The sequence below is a fragment of the Pseudothauera lacus genome, from assembly GCF_003034845.1.
GTDB lineage: Bacteria > Pseudomonadota > Gammaproteobacteria > Burkholderiales > Rhodocyclaceae > Pseudothauera > Pseudothauera lacus.
On sequence record NZ_PZKC01000006.1, the window covers coordinates 163,989 to 184,573 of the forward strand.

The 20,585-nt window shown below is 65.9% G+C and carries 20 protein-coding genes; 5 read left to right on the forward strand and 15 right to left on the reverse strand.

Annotated elements, in window-relative coordinates:
• Nucleotides 1-139: 139 nt before the first annotated feature.
• On the forward strand, nt 140-547 hold the full coding sequence (locus tag C8261_RS17315; protein ID WP_181358905.1) for a PAS domain S-box protein: 408 nt from the start codon (nt 140-142) through the stop codon (nt 545-547).
• A gap of 107 nt (nt 548-654) precedes the next feature.
• On the opposite strand, the gene C8261_RS09280 is transcribed toward C8261_RS17315, so the two are convergent.
• From C8261_RS09280 to C8261_RS09310, 7 genes are all read right to left on the reverse strand, one after another.
• The gene (locus C8261_RS09280; RefSeq protein WP_146161669.1) at nt 655-1,020 is read right to left on the reverse strand and encodes a hypothetical protein; all 366 of its coding nucleotides are present in this window, start codon (nt 1,018-1,020) and stop codon (nt 655-657) included.
• Between the two features lie 10 nt (nt 1,021-1,030).
• On the reverse strand, nt 1,031-2,011 hold the full coding sequence (gene floA, locus C8261_RS09285) for a flotillin-like protein FloA (RefSeq protein ID WP_328588069.1): 981 nt from the start codon (nt 2,009-2,011) through the stop codon (nt 1,031-1,033).
• Between the two features lie 3 nt (nt 2,012-2,014).
• Nucleotides 2,015-3,379 carry an NfeD family protein gene (locus C8261_RS09290; RefSeq protein WP_181358906.1) on the reverse strand — a complete coding sequence of 455 codons (1,365 nt, stop codon included), beginning with the start codon at nt 3,377-3,379 and terminating at the stop codon, nt 2,015-2,017.
• 64 nt (nt 3,380-3,443) lie between these two features.
• Nucleotides 3,444-4,184: an alpha/beta fold hydrolase gene (locus tag C8261_RS09295; RefSeq protein ID WP_235864883.1), complete on the reverse strand. Its 741-nt coding sequence runs from the start codon at nt 4,182-4,184 to the stop codon at nt 3,444-3,446.
• A 37-nt stretch (nt 4,185-4,221) separates the two neighbouring features.
• Nucleotides 4,222-4,383, reverse strand: a complete 162-nt coding sequence (locus tag C8261_RS09300) for a DUF3096 domain-containing protein (RefSeq protein ID WP_328588072.1) — start codon at nt 4,381-4,383, stop codon at nt 4,222-4,224.
• A gap of 301 nt (nt 4,384-4,684) precedes the next feature.
• Complete coding sequence (locus C8261_RS09305) at nt 4,685-5,311, reverse strand: alternative oxidase (RefSeq protein WP_107493424.1); 627 nt, start codon at nt 5,309-5,311, stop codon at nt 4,685-4,687.
• Nucleotides 5,312-5,399: 88 nt separating this feature from the next.
• Nucleotides 5,400-5,954 carry an NADPH-dependent FMN reductase gene (locus tag C8261_RS09310; protein WP_107493425.1) on the reverse strand — a complete coding sequence of 185 codons (555 nt, stop codon included), beginning with the start codon at nt 5,952-5,954 and terminating at the stop codon, nt 5,400-5,402.
• A 219-nt stretch (nt 5,955-6,173) separates the two neighbouring features.
• On the opposite strand from C8261_RS09310, the gene C8261_RS09315 reads away from it, so the two are divergent.
• Nucleotides 6,174-6,680 carry a retropepsin-like aspartic protease gene (locus C8261_RS09315; protein WP_107493426.1) on the forward strand — a complete coding sequence of 169 codons (507 nt, stop codon included), beginning with the start codon at nt 6,174-6,176 and terminating at the stop codon, nt 6,678-6,680.
• A gap of 97 nt (nt 6,681-6,777) precedes the next feature.
• Here C8261_RS09315 and C8261_RS09320 read toward each other — a convergent pair whose 3' ends face one another.
• A complete protein-coding gene (locus C8261_RS09320; RefSeq protein ID WP_181358907.1) occupies nt 6,778-7,431 on the reverse strand; it encodes a PRC-barrel domain-containing protein in 654 nt (217 codons plus the stop codon).
• A 407-nt stretch (nt 7,432-7,838) separates the two neighbouring features.
• On the opposite strand from C8261_RS09320, the gene C8261_RS17175 reads away from it, so the two are divergent.
• The 3 genes from C8261_RS17175 to trhA all read left to right on the forward strand — a co-directional run bounded on the left by C8261_RS17175 (nt 7,839) and on the right by trhA (nt 9,333).
• Nucleotides 7,839-8,231, forward strand: a complete 393-nt coding sequence (locus tag C8261_RS17175; protein WP_146161670.1) for a hypothetical protein — start codon at nt 7,839-7,841, stop codon at nt 8,229-8,231.
• Nucleotides 8,232-8,375: 144 nt separating this feature from the next.
• Nucleotides 8,376-8,597 carry a hypothetical protein gene (locus tag C8261_RS09325; RefSeq protein ID WP_107493428.1) on the forward strand — a complete coding sequence of 74 codons (222 nt, stop codon included), beginning with the start codon at nt 8,376-8,378 and terminating at the stop codon, nt 8,595-8,597.
• 10 nt (nt 8,598-8,607) lie between these two features.
• Nucleotides 8,608-9,333, forward strand: coding sequence for a PAQR family membrane homeostasis protein TrhA (trhA, locus tag C8261_RS09330; RefSeq protein ID WP_219905171.1), 726 nt, complete (start codon nt 8,608-8,610; stop codon nt 9,331-9,333).
• Between the two features lie 619 nt (nt 9,334-9,952).
• On the opposite strand, the gene prsT is transcribed toward trhA, so the two are convergent.
• The 7 genes from prsT to nuoN all read right to left on the reverse strand — a co-directional run bounded on the left by prsT (nt 9,953) and on the right by nuoN (nt 20,568).
• Entirely contained in the window at nt 9,953-12,745 is a 2,793-nt protein-coding gene (prsT, locus tag C8261_RS09335) for an XrtA/PEP-CTERM system TPR-repeat protein PrsT (protein WP_107493429.1), read from the reverse strand.
• Nucleotides 12,746-12,874: 129 nt separating this feature from the next.
• Nucleotides 12,875-16,405: a sensor domain-containing protein gene (locus C8261_RS09340; protein WP_219905172.1), complete on the reverse strand. Its 3,531-nt coding sequence runs from the start codon at nt 16,403-16,405 to the stop codon at nt 12,875-12,877.
• 9 nt (nt 16,406-16,414) lie between these two features.
• Nucleotides 16,415-17,560 (reverse strand): FIST signal transduction protein, encoded by a 1,146-nt coding sequence (locus C8261_RS09345; protein WP_107493430.1) that lies wholly within the window; start codon nt 17,558-17,560, stop codon nt 16,415-16,417.
• A 146-nt stretch (nt 17,561-17,706) separates the two neighbouring features.
• A complete protein-coding gene (locus C8261_RS09350; protein ID WP_107493431.1) occupies nt 17,707-18,153 on the reverse strand; it encodes an HIT family protein in 447 nt (148 codons plus the stop codon).
• Between the two features lie 29 nt (nt 18,154-18,182).
• Nucleotides 18,183-18,743, reverse strand: coding sequence for an NUDIX domain-containing protein (locus C8261_RS09355; protein ID WP_107493432.1), 561 nt, complete (start codon nt 18,741-18,743; stop codon nt 18,183-18,185).
• The gene (locus C8261_RS09360) at nt 18,740-19,072 is read right to left on the reverse strand and encodes a DUF2818 family protein (protein ID WP_107493433.1); all 333 of its coding nucleotides are present in this window, start codon (nt 19,070-19,072) and stop codon (nt 18,740-18,742) included. The genes C8261_RS09355 and C8261_RS09360 overlap by 4 nt, the downstream gene beginning before the upstream one ends.
• Nucleotides 19,073-19,098: 26 nt before the next feature.
• On the reverse strand, nt 19,099-20,568 hold the full coding sequence (nuoN, locus tag C8261_RS09365; protein ID WP_107493434.1) for an NADH-quinone oxidoreductase subunit NuoN: 1,470 nt from the start codon (nt 20,566-20,568) through the stop codon (nt 19,099-19,101).
• Between the last annotated feature and the right edge of the window lie 17 nt (nt 20,569-20,585).

Sequence of the window (20,585 nt, forward strand, 5' to 3'; positions counted from 1 at the left end):
ATCGCGCAGCCCAGCGCCCCGCCATCACGGCGTGCCGATTCCATCAGGGTACGTGTACCGCGCACGCGGTGTTTCCAGTTCAGCTGCGTGGACTTCACCCACCGCGGGGAACACTGGCGCCCGGACTCGACACCACGCAGTGCCGCTACCCAACAGTGCCCTGATCGTCCTCGACAAGTACGCGCGGATCCGTTTCTGCAGCCTCGCGGCAGAACGGATATTTGGCCACAGAGCGCACGAGGTCCTCGGTACCGAAGTCACCGCACTGATCCCCGGGCTTCCCCTGCGCAATAACACGCCCGGCTACAATCTCGCCTACGCAACGTTCCAGCGCGGAAACGGATTGTCGCATTGCTTTCTGGGGCGTCATGCCAGTGGTGGCGAATTCGCGCTTGACGTCGCACTGGCGACGACGCGTCTGCAGGGGAAGCATGGTCTCGTCGTTGCCCTACGGATCGCGCGGAACGGGGGCAGCACCGGACATGGTGGCATTCGAAACTCCAAACACCACGTTACCAGCCCGCCCCCCGAAAGCCGTCTGGGCTGAAACCACTGCTGCACTCAGGACAGGTCTGTCGCAGGGCGGTCCAAGCACTTTGCGCGACCCCGCCCTTCGGCAGGCACCGGATGAACGGTGGAGATATCGCAGCCGGGTCACCAATCATCGGCACCATGGGGTTGGCGGGCGCGACAGGGGCCGAGTATGGTCGCCGTGACGAACGCGTTCTGAGTCACATGTCTGTTCGTCAGCAACGCCTGTCGCGCAAAGCGACGCTTCTGATTCACCGGAACAGCCCGCGGAACCTCAGTGCGAATGGAGTGGGCCGTGTCGGCGCAGGCACGGACGGACTCCGCCCGGTCGATCTTCGCCCCTTGTGCTGTCCCCTTCGGGCGCTGCTCTTCCATCCCTGTAGCCCCCTCCTGCTGCACGCGCCGTCCGATCCACTCGATCGCGTGCCTGAACAACACCACGACGGCGAGCACCAGAACTAGGCCCACCCCGGCCTGCAAGCCATCCATCGTCATCCACCTACTTTCTCGTCGAGTCGGGCAGTTCATCCGCCCCGCTGGCAATCTCTTCGCGCATGGTCGTATCCGCCTGCAGATTCCTCATGCGGTAGTAGTCCATGATGCCCAAGTTGCCCTGTCGGAACGCTTCTGCCAGCGCACGCGGCACTTCAGCTTCGGCCTCGACCACGCGCGCGCGCATTTCCTGTTCGAGCGCGACCGCCATCGCGCGACGTTCTTCGGCCTTGGCCTGGGCGATCTGCTTGTCGGCGTTGGCCTGGTCGATCTGCAACTTGGCACCGATGTTCTCGCCCACGTCGACGTCGGCGATGTCGATCGACAGGATCTCGTATGCGGTGCCGGCGTCCAGGCCCTTGCTCAGGATGTGTTTGGAGATGTGGTCGGGATTCTCCAGAACATGCTTGTGGCTGTCGGCCGAACCGATGGTGCTCACCATGCCCTCGCCGACGCGCGCCATGATCGTCTCCTCGCCGGCGCCACCGACCAGCCGATCGATGTTGGTGCGTACGGTGACCCGCGAAATGGCAATGAGCTGGATGCCATCCTTGGCCACCGCGGCGATGCGGGGCGTTTCAATGACCTTGGGGAGCACCGACATCTGTACAGCCTCCAGCACGTTGCGACCCGCCAGATCGATGGCGGCGGCGCGCTTGAAGGGTAGCGGGATGTTGGCCTTGTCGGCCGAGATCATCGCATTGACGACCCGCACGACATTTCCTCCGGCCAGAAAGTGGGCCTCAAGGTCGTTGATGGAGATGTCAAGCCCGGCCTTCACGGCACTTATCCGCGCCGTCACGATGACAGCGGGCGGCACGCGCCGCAGGCGCATGGCAATGAGGGTGAACAGGCCCACATAGGCACCCGACGCCCAAGCCGCGATCCATAGAGGAATGGGCACCAGGTACAGGACAACGGCCAGCGTCCCCACCACCAGCAGTAGCAAGCCCAGGCTTCCCAGCAGTCCCGCCATTACTTCGTTCATGCTTCATTGCTCCTGGTTGTGGTGCGGAACCCGCCGCACAACGACACGGTTGCCATCGACATGGGTCACCTCGATGCGCTCGCCAGGTTCCACTTGCGCGCCGTCGGATACGACGTCCACGCGTTCGCCTTCGATCTCAGCGATGCCTGCCGGCCTGAGTACCGAAAGCACTCGTCCCTGCTTGCCCTGCCAGCGCTGATCGATTTCCGGTGCCGAACCGTGTGCTGGCCCGGACCCCAGGTCGGAGTGCAGTACCATCCGGCGCGCGAATGGCAGGTGGGGCAGGAAACGCAGAACCACGAGACTGCCGAGCAAAGCCGCCAGCAGGGATGCAAGGACGCGCGCCGTGCTGGCGATTACGAAGCTTGCCGTGGCGCCGGCACCGACCATGCTCATCGCAAGGCCTGCCAGCATGGCCGTTATTCCGACGATTCCGGCGATCCCGAAACCCTGCAGAAGGACGATCTCGATGCCGAGCAGGACAATGCCACCGCCCACCAGCAGCAGCTCCTCCCAGCCTGCAAGATTGACGAGCAGGTGTCCCCAGAGAAATGCGCCCAGGCTTGTAAGGCCCAGCACGCCGGGCAATCCAAAACCGGGGCTGCGCACCTCGATGATGATGCCGAGCATGCCGATGCTCATCAGCAAGGAACCAATCACCGGGCGAGTCAGAAAGCGGACAAGGTTCTCGGCCCAGTTTGGCGACACGTCTATGCGCTCCGCATCCGCCAGACCCATCTGCTCAAGCACACTTTCCATCGAGTCAGCACGGAAGTCGATCAGGCCCTGCTGCAAAGCCTGTTCAGTCGTCAGCGTGAGCAGTTTTCCCTTCTCGATGACATCGGGAATCTCCACATCGGCGTCAACCATCGCCTCAGCCAGAAGCGGCGGCCGCTTGCGCGCCTCGGCAGTAGCACGAAATTCTCTCCTGACGTACGAAACCGTTTTTTCCTCCACCAATCGCTCGGTGGCACCGAACTCCCCCATGTGCACGGGGGTCGCTGCCCCGATGGTTCCTCCCTCGACCATCACGAGCTCTCCGCTGGCCAGGGCGATCAGCGCACCAGCCGAGATGGCCCGCTTGTTTACGAACGCAACAGTGCGCACCTCGGAGTCCATCAGCGCGTCGCGGATCTGCACGGCAGCATCCAGCCGCCCGCCAAAGGTGTTGATCTGGAGGATCACCGCTGCCGCGCCCTCCTGCTCGGCTTGGGAAAGGACGCGCCGTACGAAGGGTGCCAGCCCGAGGTCGATATCGCCCTCTATGGGCAGCACATGGACAACCGGTGACAGCGGTTCGAGCTTTGCGGTCACCAAGTGCGTCAGCCCCCCAAGTACGACCAGGAGCACGCTGAACACCCACCTCATGGAACGTGTTGGCATGTCGCTTGCGGGGCATTGAGGGGGGAAGCGGTGACGGACTGCATGCTCGTCAGGCAGCACCGATGCGTTCGGCGCGGGGCACGCCAAGTGAGTACAACCAATCGCAGAGGACTTGGGTTACCCGCTCAGGTTGCTCCAGCGGCGCCAGATGGCCACAGGTTTCGATGACCTCGAGTTGCGCTCCGCCAATCGCGGCCACCAGTTCGCGATGATCGTCCAGCGACGTGACGAGATCCTCTCGACCGCACAGCACCAGCGTCGGACACTTGATGTTCTTGAGTCCCGGGCGGCTGTCTGGCCGTCCAATGATGGCATGTTGCTGGCGCACGAACACATCGTATCCCAACGCGGTCGCCATCGAATGAAACACGCCGCTGACCCTGGGCGTGTTGGTGTGCTCGGGGTGCGTCATGCGCATCAGCAGTCTTTCGATGACTGCCGGAAAATCGTTCTCGCCGAGTTCGATCAACTGTCTGCGGGTCGCGGTTGCTGCGCTCGTATCAGGTCGTGCACTGGTACTCAATAGCGCCAGCGCGACTACCCGCTCGGGTGCCTGGCGCATGATCTCAAATGCAACGTACCCTCCCATCGACATCCCGAGAAGCACGAACGGCCCATCGGGCGCCTGTGTCAGTGCCTCCGTCGCAAGTCCGCTGATCGAATCCGCTCCCGTCAGGTCGGCGATCGCAACACCAACAACATCTGCAAGCACATCCGCCTGCTGCTCAAAGAGACTCGCGCCATTGAGCAGGCCGGGCAGGAACAGCATATTCACCTTGTCCATGTTCATTCATCTCCTCGACTCGTTGCCGAGTCCTCGCCGTGCCCTACCCTGATCGATGATTCAGCGCAGGTTGAAAATCCCGACGCCGAAGAGGCCGATCAAGCCGATGATGATCAGGTAAAAAGGCGACGATGTAGTTGAGCAAGCGCGGCATGACCGGGATGAGGATGCCGGCGATCAGGGAAACCAGCGGCGCAAGGCCCAGGGTAGATGTTCACATTCACCGCCTTCAGGGCAGCTTTGACTATTAACCCAGCAATCAAATACCGTTCGGGCTGAGCGAAGTAAGCCCCGCCGCGGGCGTGGCAAAGCAGACGCAGGAAACGGGTACTCCGTTCGGGCTGAACCTGTCGAAGGGCACTTGATGGCAGTGCCTTCGAACGGGCTTCGACAAGCTCAGGGCGAACGGTGGCGCCTATTTCATTGCCGGGTTAACGACGCCCAACATACGCCTCAAACGAACTCGATTCCGTGCGGTGCCGCACGCTCGCCGGGATGCATGCCCTTCAGGCGCTCTTCGCAGCGAGCTGGTCGGCAAACCCATGGTTCACGTCACGGTGTCCGGCTTCATCCGCGCGTACCGCGATGATCACATCGGACAAGCGCGCATCCTTGGAGAGATTCCAGTACGCGATGGCCCGTTGCGGCGCCGGCACGTTCTCGTGGCGACCGGCATCGACCTGGGCGAGATACTCCGTGTAACTGATCACCGCCTCCTCTTCAAAATAGCCGACCACGCGATGTGCGGTGCGCGGCGAGATCAGGTAGAGCAGAAAGAAGCCGCTGTAGAACAGCACCTGCGCAAAAATGATCAGCCAGCGCTCGAAGCGGGTTGGTCTGGCAATTTCGACGAAAGTCAGCAGGTGCATGCGCTCGTTCTCTGCTTCGTCCATCAAGGTGCGGATCCAGCCCTGATCGTCGGACATGTTGCGCAGCGACTTGAGGTGTTGCAGGGTCGAAGCCACCATGCCCGGAACGGCCGCCACCGTTTCCAGCACCACGGCGCGGTGCCCGTAGCGCCGGGCAAAAAGAGTATCGGCGCAAAAGCGCATGACGGTGGTGAACGCACGCGCGATGCGGTCGGAAAAGTCTCGCGGCGTATGCGTCCGCTCAAGCTCGATGGAGTCGTTCATCAACCCTCCGCTGCATGGTCGTGAGCCAACCGCCTGCACGGGCTGCAGTGATCGGCCACACGGGGAGTCCAAAGGGTTCAGGCCGGGTTCACGCTGCGTGCTTCTTCACCCAGGCCACGTAGCTATCCATCCACTTCTGCAGGAATTTCCGGGTGCCGGCACTGGCAATCTCACCGCCCTCGTCAAAGAATCCTTCCCCGACGTGGATGAATGCTTCCGGCTGCCCCAGCGTCGGTACGTCCAGATAGGCAAGGATGGTGCGCAGTTGCTGCTGCGCCACGGCGGTGCCAATCACCCCCACCGAGGCGCCCAGAACACCGGCAGGCTTGCCCGCCCAGGCGCTCTCGCCATACGGCCGGGACGCGTGGTCGATGGCGTTCTTCAGCACCCCAGGAATGCCGCGGTTGTACTCCGGCGTAACAAAGATCAGCCCGCTGGCGGCCAGGATCTCGCCCTTCAGGCGTTTCACCGCGGGGGACGGATCCGCGTCGTCGTCCTGGTTGTAGAGCGGCAGGTCGCCTATTACCAATTGGGTAAACGAAAAATCGCCTGGCGCGAGTCGGGCAATCGCGCTGGCCAGCTTGCGGTTAATCGAGTCGGCGCGCAGGCTGCCGGTAATGACGGCGATCTGATAGGGCTTCATGGCGTACCTCCAAGGTCAGAGTGCGATGTGACCCGCGGGGCTCAAGTTCTGCCTGTTCGGGCCGTAAAGGGTGTACGGTAGGGGATATCTCCAATTCCTTACGGACAGCCGGGCTTCGACCCCAGCGCTGTTCGCGATCACGCCGTCTTGCCACCCCAGCCGCACCTGCCCGCTATTGCCGCCTTTGCCGCTTCAGCGTCGCCTTGCGAAGGATTCCCCATGCGCAAATTCGCCAGCCTCCTGTTCATGCTTTTCGTCGGTGCGACTTCATCGGCCAACGGCGGACAGTTCAGTACCACGATCGAGATGCAGGCAAGAAACGGCACCACTTTCTACGTGCCGGGTCTCATCACCGGGCTCGGAGCCGTCGACTGGATGGTTGATACCGGCTCCGGTTACATGACCATCAACGAAGACATCCTCGCGCTGTTGAAGGTCAAGGGCGCAGCGCGCTTCGTCAAGAACCTGCGCGGTCGCCTTGCGGATGGCAGCGAACTGGATGTTCCGATCTATTCGGTCGACGCTCTCAGCATAGGCGATGCGTGCTGGTTGCGCGACGTCGAGGTCGCCGTGTTTCCGGGTAGCACCCGGCCCATTCTGGGACTCAACGCCCTGCAACGTACCGCACCGTTCATCTTTTCGTTCGAACCACCCGAGCTTGTGCTGAGCCATTGCGACGGGGTGACCGATGTTGTTGCGATCAGCCAGGCCGCGCCCACGGAATGATCCCCGGCGTCGGGGCGTGACCGCCGGGGAGTCAATGCGCCGCGGTTCGGCGCATCCTCGTGAGTCAGAGCGTCTCATGGTCTATGAGACACGCGGATCAGCGGGGCCCCATGGGTGAGCCAGGGTTGTCGCGCTGCCGGTCGGTATCTGATCGCGGGGTCATCGGTGCTGCGCCCGGGCTACGCGGTGTCGTGCCCGGCTCGAACGCGGAGAACTCCACGATCGACCCGCTGATCGGTGCGCTGCCTTTCACCTCGGCGTATTTGTCGCGATCCACTTCCTTGTCCTTCAAAGCGACGATATCTTCCTTGGTCGCGCGCATCTGCAGGTTGTCACCCACCGGAGTGAGCTTGTCAAGCGATACCAGGATGTCGGTTGCACCAATACCCAGGAATCCACCTGACGAGATCACCGCATGTGCGCTCTTGCGGTCAGCGGCGAGTACGATCTGCTTGATCGTGCCAACCTTGTCGCCTGCACTATCCACCACCTTCATGCCTTCCAGGTCGTCTGCGGAGCGCGCGTACAGCGAGCTGCTACCCGCCGATGCGCTGGCGCTGGCGGCAGCGCCGCTTCGCGGCGTCTGATTCATCGGTTGTGAGCTGGGCGACTGATTGCGCTCGGGTTGCCCCAGTTCAGTCCTGGTCGGGTTGGAAGATTGGGATTGGGTTTCACCTGCGGCCCATGTGGGCCCGGCAAGCAGTGCGGCAATTGCACCGACGATCAACGTGTTTTGAAGTATGACTTTCATGCTGTACTCCTGTGGGTGTGGTTGGAGCCGAGTGGTCTCTGTATCCCGACCCATCAGTCCCGCAGCAAGCCTGTGGCTTACTGCAAGTTCAGTGTGGCCCCGATCTCCTCTCGCGTATGTACGCTGGCCCACCCGCCCACGCTGAGCTGTGGGCCGCGCGATGACAAGCGAGGCTCAGACCTGCGCTGGATCTGGCGAGATGATCCATGTACGGTACAGCACCGACGTTGCATCCAGGTGCGATTAGTCTTCGGCGCGCATCCGGAAATCCCATGCAGTCGGTCGCAGTAAAGCACTCCTGCACAACCCGAGACTTGCAGGGCGGGGAATTGGTGCGCTGGCGCACGCGATGACCGATGCCCGACTGGCAACCGTGCCCGCCGGAGCCCGCAGCAAAGGAGGTCGCCATGGACAAGAAATCAGGTGCTGGAAACCCGGACGCCGGCACAGACCCGGCACAGGCAGAGGAAGTGCCCTCGCGCAGGACTGTGCTGCGTGGTGCGCTGCTGTTCGGCTGTGGCATGTGGGTGCCAATCGCCCTTTCAGGCTGTGACTCGCGCCAGCCGGCGGCACCAACCAACACCACCCCGGCCGCAGCCCCGCCCACCGGAAACGGATTGACACCTCCGCCGGGATCCGCAAAAACGCCCAAGACAAGCGTGCAGTACCAGACCCAGCCCAGAGGCGAGGAAAAGTGCAACGGCTGCCGGAACTTCATCGCCGCATCCAATGAATGCGCAATGGTGGAGGGCCAGATCAGCGCCGAGGGCTGGTGCAGTTTGTGGACGCCAAGAGCCTGAATGTAGTCAGTCTTAAACTCCACCTACCGCACTCCCCCAGTCCTGCCCACTGGGGACCGTAACCCACCCAGGTTTCAGCATTCGTGTGCTGGCGCCTCCGTGCGCGCTGGCAATTCAGTCCTTTTTTCAACCGGAGTCGTCGACATGAATGGAATCAGAATTGCGGCAATCGCCTTGATCGTCGCCGGCGTTCTTGGCCTGCTGTATGGGGGCTTCACCTACACCAAGGAAACCCATCAGGCGCAGGTGGGGCCGCTGTCGCTATCGGTCGCCGAAAAGGAAACCGTCAACGTACCGATCTGGGCAGGAGTGGGAGCAATCGTGATCGGCGGGATAATGCTGGCGTTCGGCGGTCGCAAGGGGTAAGCGCCACAGCATGGCAGACCTGGCCCCGGCCACGCGCACCACCTCCGTTCAAACCGACATGGCGGCAACGGAGCGTGCCTTGCGGGTAACCTGCCATAGTGGTCGGCGAGAGCAGACACGCGGAGAGGAAATCGCCAACAGCGTCAGCCACGGCGTCGGCCTGGTGGCCGCGCTGGTTGCGACCCCTTTTCTGCTCATCCAGGCTGACACCCACGACGACCTCGGCTTTCTCATTGGCGCAGGGGTGTTCGCCACGAGCATGGTGCTGCTCTATCTGGCGTCAGCCATCTACCACGCCTTGCCAGCAAGCCCGGCCAAGGGCGTAATACGGGTCGTGGAACACTCCGCAATCTATGTGCTCATCGCCGGAACCTATACGCCCTTTACGCTGGGGATACTGAAGGGGCCATGGGGATGGTCGCTACTCGGTCTTGTCTGGTGTCTTGCCCTTGCCGGTGTGGCCTTGAAGGCTTATGGCAAGGCATCCCACCCCATCCTGTCGACAGGGCTGTACCTGGTGATGGGCTGGCTCATCGTGATCGCAGCCGAACCCTTGTACACCCGTGTTCCGTTACCCGGCCTGCTGTGGTTGGTCGCGGGTGGTATGGCGTACACAATCGGGGTGATCTTCTACACCGTTGATGCAAAATTCAGCTACGCCCACTTCATCTGGCATCTGTTCGTGCTCACCGGAACCAGCTGCCATTACTTCGCGGTACTCTGGTACGGCACGTGAACGGGCAGTAATCCTGATTCAATGGACAGGGGGCGGGATCAGGGCCACTCCACTCGAATGACATGCAGCACACCCACCTCCGCCAAGAAAGTCGTTAATGCCCAACAGCTAGGTAAAAGTCCTGATCACCCGCTCGAAAACGCGTCTACTCTCGTCTTTTGGACGGACAGCATGAGTGGAGCGGGAGCGAGCCTGACGGAAAGACTGAATAGGCAGGGAAACCCCCGCAGGCCGAGCAACGGCCCCCGCCACGAGCTCCTGGAGATACTGGTGATCGCAGTGTGCGCGATGGGTATCGCACCGGCGCTCCTTCGATAAAGTGGTGTGCCTGGCTCGCCGGGAGCGCCTGCTCTCTTCGGATCATTTCGTGCTCGACCGCACCCAAAATCCGGATGCAAACGTCCTTGACGTGGACTGCGGGGCATGGTTCGCACAGCGGTCCAGACCGGAGGCGCTCTCAACCGCCTACTGGAGGACGAACGCCAAGAGATCGCCGCGATCAACGGCGCAAGTACCGACACGATGAGCGCGATGGCGGTCGTGCTGGCGCACGCGAGGTAGCACACGCCACAGGCAGCGCTCGCCAATAGGCAGGCCGCGTGAAGCGGCAGGGTGGCAGCTACTGTGACAGGCGCTGCAGCAAACTGCGCGCCGCTTCGCCCCCCTCGAAAGCAGCGCCTTCGGCGAGCGCGGCTTCGAGCTCGCGGCGCGCCTCGCGCTCACGGCCGAGCTGGGCGAGGACATAGCCAAGGTGCCATTTGACCTCCGCACTGGGCAGGCGCAGACGGGCTTCGCGCAGGTGGCGCAAGGCTTCCTCATGGCGCCCCTGGCGGGCCAGCGCCCAGCCCAGGGTATCGAGCATGTTGGGATTGCCGGGCGCGCGCTCGACCGCGCGCTCGGCATGGGCGATGGCTGCGGAGTCGCCGAGCTCGGTGAGCACGTGGGCGAGGTTGTTGTACACCCCGGCCTCCTCGCTGCCCTCGCGCAACAACTGTTCGTAGTGCTCCCGCGCCCCGCTCCAGTTGCGCACCAGCACATGCAGGTCGGCCAGCGCCCGACGCACCGGCTGCTCCGTGGGGTTGGCTCGCAGCCAGTCCTCCAGCAGCGTGCGGGCCGCCGCCGGGTTCTGCCGCGCCACCGCCACGCCGGCGCGACGCAGCACCAGCGCAGCGCCCGGCTGGCGACGGAAGGCCTCGCGGAAGGCACTCTCGGCGGCGCCATGATCGGCGCGCGCAAGGGCAACGTCGCCGGCAAGCACCAGAGCCTCGACGCTGTCGCCGTGATGGCGGCGCAGTGCCGCCACATGGGTGCTGGCGGCCGCAGCATCGCCCCCCGCCAGCGCGGCACGGGTGGCGAGGGCGAGCGCCCCGCCATCCTGCGGGCGCTCCTGCAGGGCCTTGTGGGCGCTGTAGGCAGCCGCCGCAGGGTCGCCTGCCGTCAGCTGGAGGTAACCGATACGCACCAGGGCGCCGGCGTCGAACTCGGCCAGCGCGGTCATCTCGCGCAACACCTGCAGCGCCGCACGCGTATCGCCGGCATTGATCTCGGCCTGCGCCTGCAGCGCGAGCACGTCGAGGCGGCGCGGATGGCGCAGGGCGATCTCGCGCGCGGCCTCACGCGCGCCCTGAGCATTGCCGGCGGCAGCGCGCAGTTCCACCTGCAGGACGCCGTACTGCTGCTCCGCCGGGCGTTCGAGGACGGCACGGTCAACCCATTCGAGCGCCCCCTGGAGGTTGCCGGCCTGACGCTCGACGAGGGCGAGGTGGTACATCGCCGCGGCATCGCGGCGATCACGCGCGAGCATGCCCTGCAGTCGCGCACGCGCGGCGTCGAAACGCCCTTCGGCGGCTTCCACGCGGCTCAGGTTGAGCGCTGCGGGGGTGAATTCGGGAGCAATGCGCAGGGCCTTCTCGTAGGCGGCACGGGCCTCACCGGGGCGTTGCGCGGCGGCCCGCATGAGGCCGGCAAGATTGAGTACCGCGGGGTTGTCGGGCTGCGCCTGGAGGGCGCGCTCGGCCACCGCCAGCGCCGCCGCCTGCTCCCCTTCGCGGGCATGCAGGGTGGCCAGCGCGATGGCCACGCCGAGATCGCCCGGGTTGCGCGCAAACGCCGCCGCAAGGCTGTCGCGCGCCGCGCCGTGACGCCCCTCGCCGAGCAGGCTGAAACCCAGCGCGCCCTCGACCCGCCCTTCGGCGCCGAGCGCTGCGGCGCGCTCGAAGGCCTCGGTGGCGCGGGCATAGCGGCGCAGGGCGAGGTTGGCCTGACCACGCAGCTGCCAGGCCTGCGCATCGCCCGGCTGGCTGCGCAGGACGTCGTCGATGAGCGCCTCGGCACGTCCCGGTTCACCGCTGTCCAGCCACACTGCGGCGAGCAGCTTGCGAGCGCCGAGATTGCGCGGGAAACGCCTGCCGAGCACCTCCAGATAGCTGCGCGCCTTCTCGTACTGGCGCCCCGCGTGATGGGCAAGCGCACCGACCATCAGCAGCTGTTCGCGCCCGCCCAGCCATTCCGCCGGCAGGGCATCGACCAGCCGGGCGGCCTCGGTAAGCTGAGCGGCGGCGCGCTCGGTATCCCCCGCGCGCCCGGCGAGCAGGGCGCGCAGATAGGCCGCGCGCGGATCGCCAGCGAGACGACCGTCGGCACCGTCGAGCACGGCGCGGGCATCGCCGTCGCGCTGCAGATCAAGGTAGAGCCCGGCAAGGGCGACACGGGCATCGTCGAACGCCGGATCGAGCTCCAGGGCGCGGCGATAATCGGTCAGCGCGGTCTCCAGCGCCCCCTCCGCATGGGCCACCGAGGCCCGCGCGCTGTAGGCTTCGGCAAGCCCGGGGCCGAGTTCGACGGCGCGCGCGGCGGCATCGCGGGCCTCGTCGATCCGTCCCTCGCCAAGCAGCACCGTCACCCTGGCGTTATGCGGCGCGGCCGCCGCCGGTTCGAGGTCGGCAGCCTCCTCCAGGCTGCGCAGGGCGCGCGCCGGATCGCCCAGTGCGGCATGGGCCTTGCCGCGCATCACCAGCACCTGCAGGCGGGTCTGCAGCGGCAGGCCGTCGGCGGGGATGTCGTTGATGAGCTTCTGCGCCCGCCCCTGCATCAGGTAGATGGTGGCCAGCTCGGTGGCCACCTCGGCGCGATGCACCCCCAGGCGCAGCGCCTCGCCGAAGGCCACTTCGGCGGGGCCGAGATCGCCGTCGGCGAGGTAGGCGCGCCCGAGCAGCAGTTGCGCGGCGAGCAGGTTGCGGTCCTGCTGCAGGGCGTTCTTGAGCTGGATGATGGCGCCGGCGATGTCCTTGCGCTCGAAACGCGCCAGGCCGTCCTCGTAATAACGGTTGGCGGCCGCACTGCCGGCGGCCGCGGGAAGCGCCAGCAGGCCGGTCAGGCACAGCGCGAGCAGGTGAAGCAGGGGCTTGTTCATTGGGAGCTCGGTGACGAAGGGCGGCGCATGCGGAGCGCGCCGCACGGCAATTCCGGATGCATCGGAAGATACCCGAAAGACGCCGGCACGAGCGTGCAATAGTACCGCGGCGGGCCGCTGCCCTGCGGATCAGGCCCGCAACAAGGCGTCGACGCGCGCCAGTACGACATCGGCGGCGGCAACCAGGCGCGCCCGCGCCGATTCGTCGCCAGGACCATCGCGCCAGGCCGCAGCGACCCCGGCGAGGGCCTCGCCGAGCACGGCATCGCCGCCGCCCCCGGCCTCACCGTGCAGTTGCCAGAGGGTCAGCGCCTCCGGCGCGCTCTCCGCCGTCGCCCTCTCATCTGCCGGGCCGTCGACGCAGCGCCGGCTCCAGATGCGGAAGGCCATCGCGGCGTGAAGCAGCTCAAGGCGCGCCGCGTCGAGGATACGCCCGGCCGCCCACTGCGGCGGCGGCGTCCACGCACGCGCCCAGCCCGGCAGCGCCGCTGCGGGCATGGGGCGGGCGATGCCGTAACCCTGCGCCTGGGTGCAGCCGAGTTGCAGCAGGCGCTCGCCGTGCGCGGCGCTCTCCACGCCTTCGGCCAGCGCGATGCGCCCAAAGGCCACGGCCAGACCCAGCACACCCTGCAGGATGGCCAGATCCTCGGGGTCGTCGAGCATGTCGCGGACGAAGCTCTGGTCGATCTTCAGCACCTTCACCGGCAGGCGCTTCAGATAGGTCAGCGAGGAATAGCCGGTGCCGAAGTCGTCGAGGGCGAAACCCACCCCCATCCGCGCACAGGCCTTCATCACCGCGCTGACGTGGGCCATGTCTTCGAGGGCGCTGGTTTCCAGCACCTCCAGTTCGAGCAGCGCCGGCTCGACCTCCGGATGGGCCTGCAGCAGGGCCTGCAGGCGCTCGGCAAAGTCGACGCGCTGCAGGTGCTGGGCGGAAATATTGACGCTCACCGGCACTACCACGCCGTCGGCCGCCCACGCGCCGATCTGCGCCAGCGCGGTGTCGATCACCCACTCTCCGACGTCGATGGCCAGCGCGTGGTGTTCGATCTCGGGCAGGAAGGCGCCCGGCAGCAGCATGCCGAGCTCGGGGTGCTGCCAGCGGATGAGTGCCTCGGCGCCGATCAGGCGGCCGCTGCGCATGTCCACCTTGGGCTGGTAGTGCAGCACGAACTCGCCGGCCAGCAGGGCACGGCGCAGGCGGGCAACGCTCTGGTGGCGCCCGCGCGTGCTGCGCTCCTGCTCGGCATCGAAGACGTGGTAGCGGTTCTTGCCCGCCAGCTTGGCCTCGTACATGGCCAGATCGGCCTGGCGCAGCAGTTGATCGGCGTCGACGACTTCTTCCTGAGGATAGAGCGTCACCCCGATGCTGGCGGAGACGCGCAGCCCCACTCCGTCGACGTCGATCTCGCTGCCGACCACCGCCAGCAGGCGCTCGATGAAAGGCTGGAAGCCCTGGTTCCCGGGCAGGTCAACGAGGACGGCGACGAACTCGTCACCGCCGAGGCGGGCAATGGTGTCGCTCTCGCGCAGCGAGGCCTTCATCTGCGCCGCCAGGGTCTGCAGCAGGCGGTCACCGGTCTCGTGTCCGTGAAGGTCGTTGATGCCCTTGAAGCCGTCCAGATCGACGTAGGCCACCGCCACCGCCAGCCCCCGCCGGCGCGCCTGCGCCATGGCCTGGGCGAGGCGGTCGTGGAGCAGGTTGCGGTTCGGCAGACCGGTCAGGGTGTCGTGGTTGGCAAGGAATTCAAGCTCGGCTTGGTGGGCCTTCTGCGCGCTGATATCGGCGAACAGGCCGACGTAATGCAGCACCTGGCCGCGCGCATCGTGCACGGCGCTGATGGTCAGCAGGGCGGGATAGATCTCGCCGCTCTTGCGACGGTTCCAGATCTCTCCCTGCCAGTAGCCCTGCGCGGCAAGGTCGGCCCACAGGTGGCGGTAGAAGGCCTCGTCGTGACGGCCGGACTTGAGCATGCGCGGGTTCTGGCCGAGGATCTCGGCACGCGCGTAGCCGGTGATGCGACTGAAGGCTTCGTTGACCTCCATCACCGTCCCCGCGGCATCGGTGATGGTGATGCCTTCACGTGCATAGGTGAACACGCTGGCAGCAAGCCTGAGGCGGGCCTCGGCCTCGCGCAGCGCCGAGAGGTCGATGTCGATGCAATACATCTCCGGCTCGCTGCCGGCACCGCGCTGCATCACATGGCTGGAAAAAACCGGCACCTCGCTGCCATCCTTGCGCAGCAGGATCAGCTCGCCGGCAGGAATCGACGCACCGCCATCCATCCACCGGCGGTGCGCACGACGCAGATCCTCATGCTCGGCGGGCGGGACGATGAGATCCTCAAGGCGCCTGCCGAGGGCCTCCGCAGCGCTGTAGCCGTAGAGCTTCTCGCTCGCGGCGTTCCAGAAGATCACCCGGCGCCCGGCGTCATAGCCCTGCACGGAAACGTTGGGCACCTGCTCGAAGAGATTGCGGAAGCGCTGCTCGCTCTCGCGCAGGGCGAGTTCGACACGCTTGCGCTCGGTGATGTCGTTGCAGTAGCCGATATAGCCCAGGAAGCCGCCCTGGCTGTCGTAACGCGGGCAGCCGCGATCGTCGATCCAGCGGTAATCGCCGTCGGCATGGCGCAGGCGGTACTCCATCAGGAAGGACTCGCGGCGCTCGAAGGCGTTCACGTAAGTATCGATGCAGCGCGCGAGGTCGTCCGGATGCACACCGGTGGTCCAGCCGTCACCGAGCTCCTCTTCAAGACTGCGGCCGGTGAAGCGCAGCCAGGGTTCGTTGAAGTAGTTGCACAGCTTGTCCAGCCCGGAGGTCCAGATCATCACCGAACCGGTGTTGGCCAGCGTGCGGAAGTGCTGCTCGCTTTCGCGCAGCGCATCCTCGATCTGCCGCTGTGCGCTGATGTCGTGACCGATGCCGAGGATGCCGAGCAGGCGTCCGCGGTCGTCGTACATCGGCGTCTTGGTGGTTTCGAGCAGTTCGCGGTGACCGTCGCTGGCGAAGGTCACCCACTCCTCATTGACCGTCGGCCCACCGTTGTCCACCGCGCGCTGGTCGTTGGCGCGAAAGAAGGCGGCCAGCTCGGCGTCCACGAAATCGTAATCGGTGCGACCAACGATCTCCGCCCGCGGCGCCCCGAAGAAGGCCTCGAAGCGGGGGTTGCAGTCGAGATAGACCCCGTTGCCATCCTTCAGCCAGACCAGATCGGGCAGGGTCTCCACCAGGCGGCGCAGCAGGACCCGGCTGGTCTCGTGCTCATGCAGGAGCGTGGCGATACCCGCAAGCAGCTCATCCAGCCCCTCCCCGCCTGCCGGTGAAGCCTGGCCGCCGAGTTCGTCGATCATCCTGCGCACCGCAGCGAAGACGCGCTCCTGCTCGTCTATGCGCTCCTGCAGGCGGCCGTTGAGGGCATTCAGCTCCGCCGAGCTGAGCGCAAGACTGCGCGTGCGCAGTGCCAGGTCGCGCTCGGCCTGGACATAGCTGGCATCGACCTGGGCGACCAGGCTGGTAAGCCCGGATGCCAGGCTGCGCAGCGCTTCGTCGCCACCGCCGCCATCGGCAAGCGCTTCCAGCCGCGCGCACAGCTTCTCCCATGCAGCCTCGTCGGCGACCCCCAGTGAGCGCCTGAGCTGGCGCAGCAAGGTACGGTGCATGGCCACGGCTCAGTCCTCCGCGATCCGCGCCAGGGTCATGGTCTGGTTGTTGAGCAGGCAGTGGCCGCTGCCCCCGGCGGGGCCAATCTCACCGTAAGAGTAGAACCCGATCAGACGCGCCGCGCTCCCCATGGTGGCCGCCACCGCCTCCACCTCCTCGTCCACCCTGGCCCCCATCACCAGCCGACGCCCTACACAACTCACCAGCAAGACCAGCGCAGCGGCGGCGTCCTCAGTTTGCGCGGCAAGGGTTTCGGCAGCCATCTCGGCGGCATCGACGAGATGGTTGGTACCCGCCTGCATCAGTTGCAGGTAGCTGCCGGCCTCCACCGAGCCGGCCAGGATGAGGCTGCCGGCACGCTCGTCAATCCCCAGGATGGTCCGGATCACGCCGCTCGGCTGCATCTGCGCATCGAGGATGGCAAGCGGGAAGAGCAGCGCCGACGCCGGCAACTCGGCGGCATAGTCGCCGAGATAGTGACGATAGAGGGCCAGCGCGGGCTGACCATCGAGGGCATGAAGGACGTTGCCGGAGCAGGCCGTAACCTGCCGTGCGGGGCCGAAGGGCAGCCAGCCCCCCTGCGCGGCGGCGCCGAAGCGCAGCGCCTCGCCGCACAGGGCCAGCGCAACCACGGCATTGTCGGCGACCCCCGCGGGGCCGATGGTGTAGGTGCGGGCAAAGGCCGTGCCGTCACCGGCCAGACCGCCGGCCACCGCCACCGCGGGGCCGAGTCCGTGAGCGAGGCCATCGGCGAGTGCGCTGCCATTGACATGCACGCCGGGGGCAAACAGCAACACCGCGCGCGGCGCCAGCGGACGCAGCTGCGCGGCCAGACGCGCACCCGCGGCATGGGAGTCGCCCTCCCCCGCAAGCGTCGTGCTGACAAGCTTCAGCGTGGTGTGCTGGAAACGCAGCGCGGCCAGCACGCAACCGTCTTCGCTGACCCCCGCGGCACGGATCTCGCCAGCGCTCGAACAGCCGGCGATCAGTGCGCGCGGGCACAGACGGGCGAGCTGGGCAGGAAAATCAGGGGTCTCGAAGAACTGCCGCGCGGCAAACACCAGGACAAGATCGGCCTGCGCCAGTGCATCGTCGCCGCCGGCCACGGCGAGGGCCTGCGGCGTCTCGAAAAAGGCTTCCGCAATGCGCAGCATCTTCCCCCCCCGTTGGCGCACCCGGTCACCGCGCAGCACCGGGCCACAGCATTTTCTCTACAGCATAGCGCGAAGCCTGTAGCAGTACATCACCCCTGCTGCGGGCAGTGGTGAAAAACACGCTCGGGAGCACCCGGCGAGGGCGCTCAGCCTGCGGCGAGAACGCCGCGCAGGCGCTCGGCGTAGCCTTGCAGGACGGCGAAGGGCGGATCCTTGCGCGGCCACGACAGGGCAATGCCATCGTCACCGTGACGGGAAACGACGTGAAGATGGAAGTGGAACACCGTCTGATCGCCCTCCTTGCCGTTGGCCTGCAGCAGGGTGATGCCCGGCGGGTCGAAGGCCTCGCGCACCGCAAGGGCGACACGGCGCGCGGTGCGCATTGCCGCCGCGGCCTCCTCCTCGGTGAGGTCGAGCAGCGTGGCGGCGTGACGCTTGACTGCCACCAGCACATGCCCGGGATTGACCTGACCGATGTCCATGAAGGCAAGCGTCAGCTCATCTTCATGGACCCGCGCGGCGGGAATCTCACCGGCCACCAGGCGGCAGAAGATGCACTGTCCGGGCGGGGACGTGTCGACGAACATGGGCATGGCGGTCTCTCCGTTGTCAGCCTGCGGCCTCAGCCGCGCAGCAGCGGCAGGGCGCGGAACAGCGCGGCAATGGTCTTGCCGTCGGTGATGCGGCCGTCGAGGACCGCCGCTTCGGCCTCCTGCGGACTGAGCGTCAGCAGTTCGAGAAACTCGCCGTCGTCGAGCGCATTGCCGACCTCGACGAGATCACGGGCCAGAAAGAGTTCGATGCGTTCATCGGCATAGCCGATGCACGGGTGCATGACCCCCAGATGGTCCCAGCGCGCCGCCTCGTAACCGGCCTCCTCGCGCAGCTCGCGACGGGCACAGGCGAGGATGTCCTCGCCGGGATCGATCTTGCCCGCCGGCACCTCGAGGAAAGCGCGCCGCAGCGGATAGCGGAACTGGCGCTCGAACACCAGGCGCCCGTCCGCCAGCACCGCGACGATGGCCACCGCGCCAGGATGGCGCACGTACTCGCGCACCCCCTGCTTGCCATCGGGCAGGCGCACGGTGTCGCGCAGCACGGTGAGCAGACGGCCGGCAAAGACGGTTTCGGAGGCCAGCCCGGTTTCGCTCAGCGGATCGTCCGCGCCGTCGCCTGCGTTCATGCAGAAACGGCCGCCGCACGCCGCCGCCGGCCCTGCCACAGGTAGCGATACACGAAGCCGGGGTAGGCGAAGACGATGAACAGGCTCAGCGTGGTGGCATAGAACTCCCAGTTCTGCGGGTAGGCACTGCCGTGCGCGCGCACTTCCAGGACCTGGGCGAGCGCGCCGACGGCGAAGTACAGCAGCAGCAGTTCGAGCAGCCGCCAGGCGAAGTTCTTCACTCCGCCGGCAGGGCGCACGACGAACAGCACGCGTTCGAACAGGAAAGGCAGGTTGGCGGCCACGAAGGCGAGGCCGAGCAGGATGTAGACGCCTGCAGTCTGGGTCATGAGTACTCCGTCGGACAGGACCGGGCTCAGGTCAGCGAGGCCAGCAGCGCGATCCAGCACAGGTAGGTGAGGCCCTGCGGCATCAGGCCGAGGGCGGCGATGGACAGGCCATTGACCGACATCATAACCCGCATCTCGGCCGGGGCGTGGATGGGGGCGTCGTCGGCAGGCGCGTCGAAGTACATCACCTTGACCACGCGCAGGTAGTAGAAGGCGCCGATCACCGACATCACCACCGCCAGCACCGCCAGCCACACGTAGCCGGCGGCGACCACCGACTGCAGCACCGCGAGCTTGGCAAAGAAGCCGATGAAGAAGGGGATGCCGGCCATCGAGAACATGACGATCATCATCATCGCGGCAAACCACGGGCTGCGCTTGTTGAGCCCCTTGAAGTCGTCGATCTCCTCGGCCTCGAAGCCGGCACGGGCGAGCAGCAGCACCATGCCGAAGGAGGCCAGGCTCATCAGCACATAGGCCACGGCGTAGAACATCGCCGCGCTGTAGGCGGTGATGGCATTGTGGGTTTCGCCGCTGACGACCCCGGCAACCAGGCCGAGGAGCATGAAGCCCATGTGCGAGATGCCCGAATACGCCAGCATGCGCTTGATGTTGCTCTGCGCGATGGCGGCAAGGTTGCCGAGGATGATCGACAGCACGGCGAGGAACATCAGCATCGCCTGCCACTGCTCGGCGAGCTCGAAGAGCGCGAACACCAGCAGGCGCATGGTCATCGCGAAGGCGGCGAGCTTGGGCGCGCTGGCAATCAGCAGGGTGACCGCGGTGGGCGCGCCCTGATAGACGTCGGGCACCCACATGTGGAAGGGCACCACGCCGAGCTTGAAGGCGATGCCGGCCATCAGGAACACCAGACCGAACAGCAGCACGGTCTTGTTGGCGGTCTGGAAGTACAGCGCATCCTTGATGGAGACGAAGTCGAGTGCGCCGGTGGCGCCGTAGATCATCGACATGCCGTACAGCAGCAGGCCGGAGGCGAGCGCGCCGAGGACGAAGTACTTCATCGCCGCCTCGGTGGAGCGCACCGAGTCGCGGTCGAAGGCGGTCATGCCGTAGAGCGCCAGCGACATCATCTCGAGGCCGATGTAGAGGGTCAGGAGGTGGTTGGCGCTGACCATCACCATCATCCCGAGGGTCATCAGCACCGCCAGCAGGTAGTACTCCGGACGCTCCATGCGGCGGTCGGCGAGGTAGCCGCGACCGTACAGCAGGGCAACCCCGACGGCGAGATAGATGAGCAGCTTGAGCACGTTGCCGAAGAGATCGGAGACGAACATGCCGCTGAAGGTGTAGCTCACATCGACGCTGGGCACGAAGATGGTGATCAGCGCCGCGCCGACCAGGGTGAGCTGGGTCAGCGTGTAGGCCAGCCAGCGCACGCTGCGCGCGAAGGCGCCGGCGAGCATGATCACGAGAGCCATCACGGCGACGAAGATCTCGGCCGCTGCGGGGTAGAAGTCGGGAACTACGAAATTCATCTTCTGACCGGTCCGTA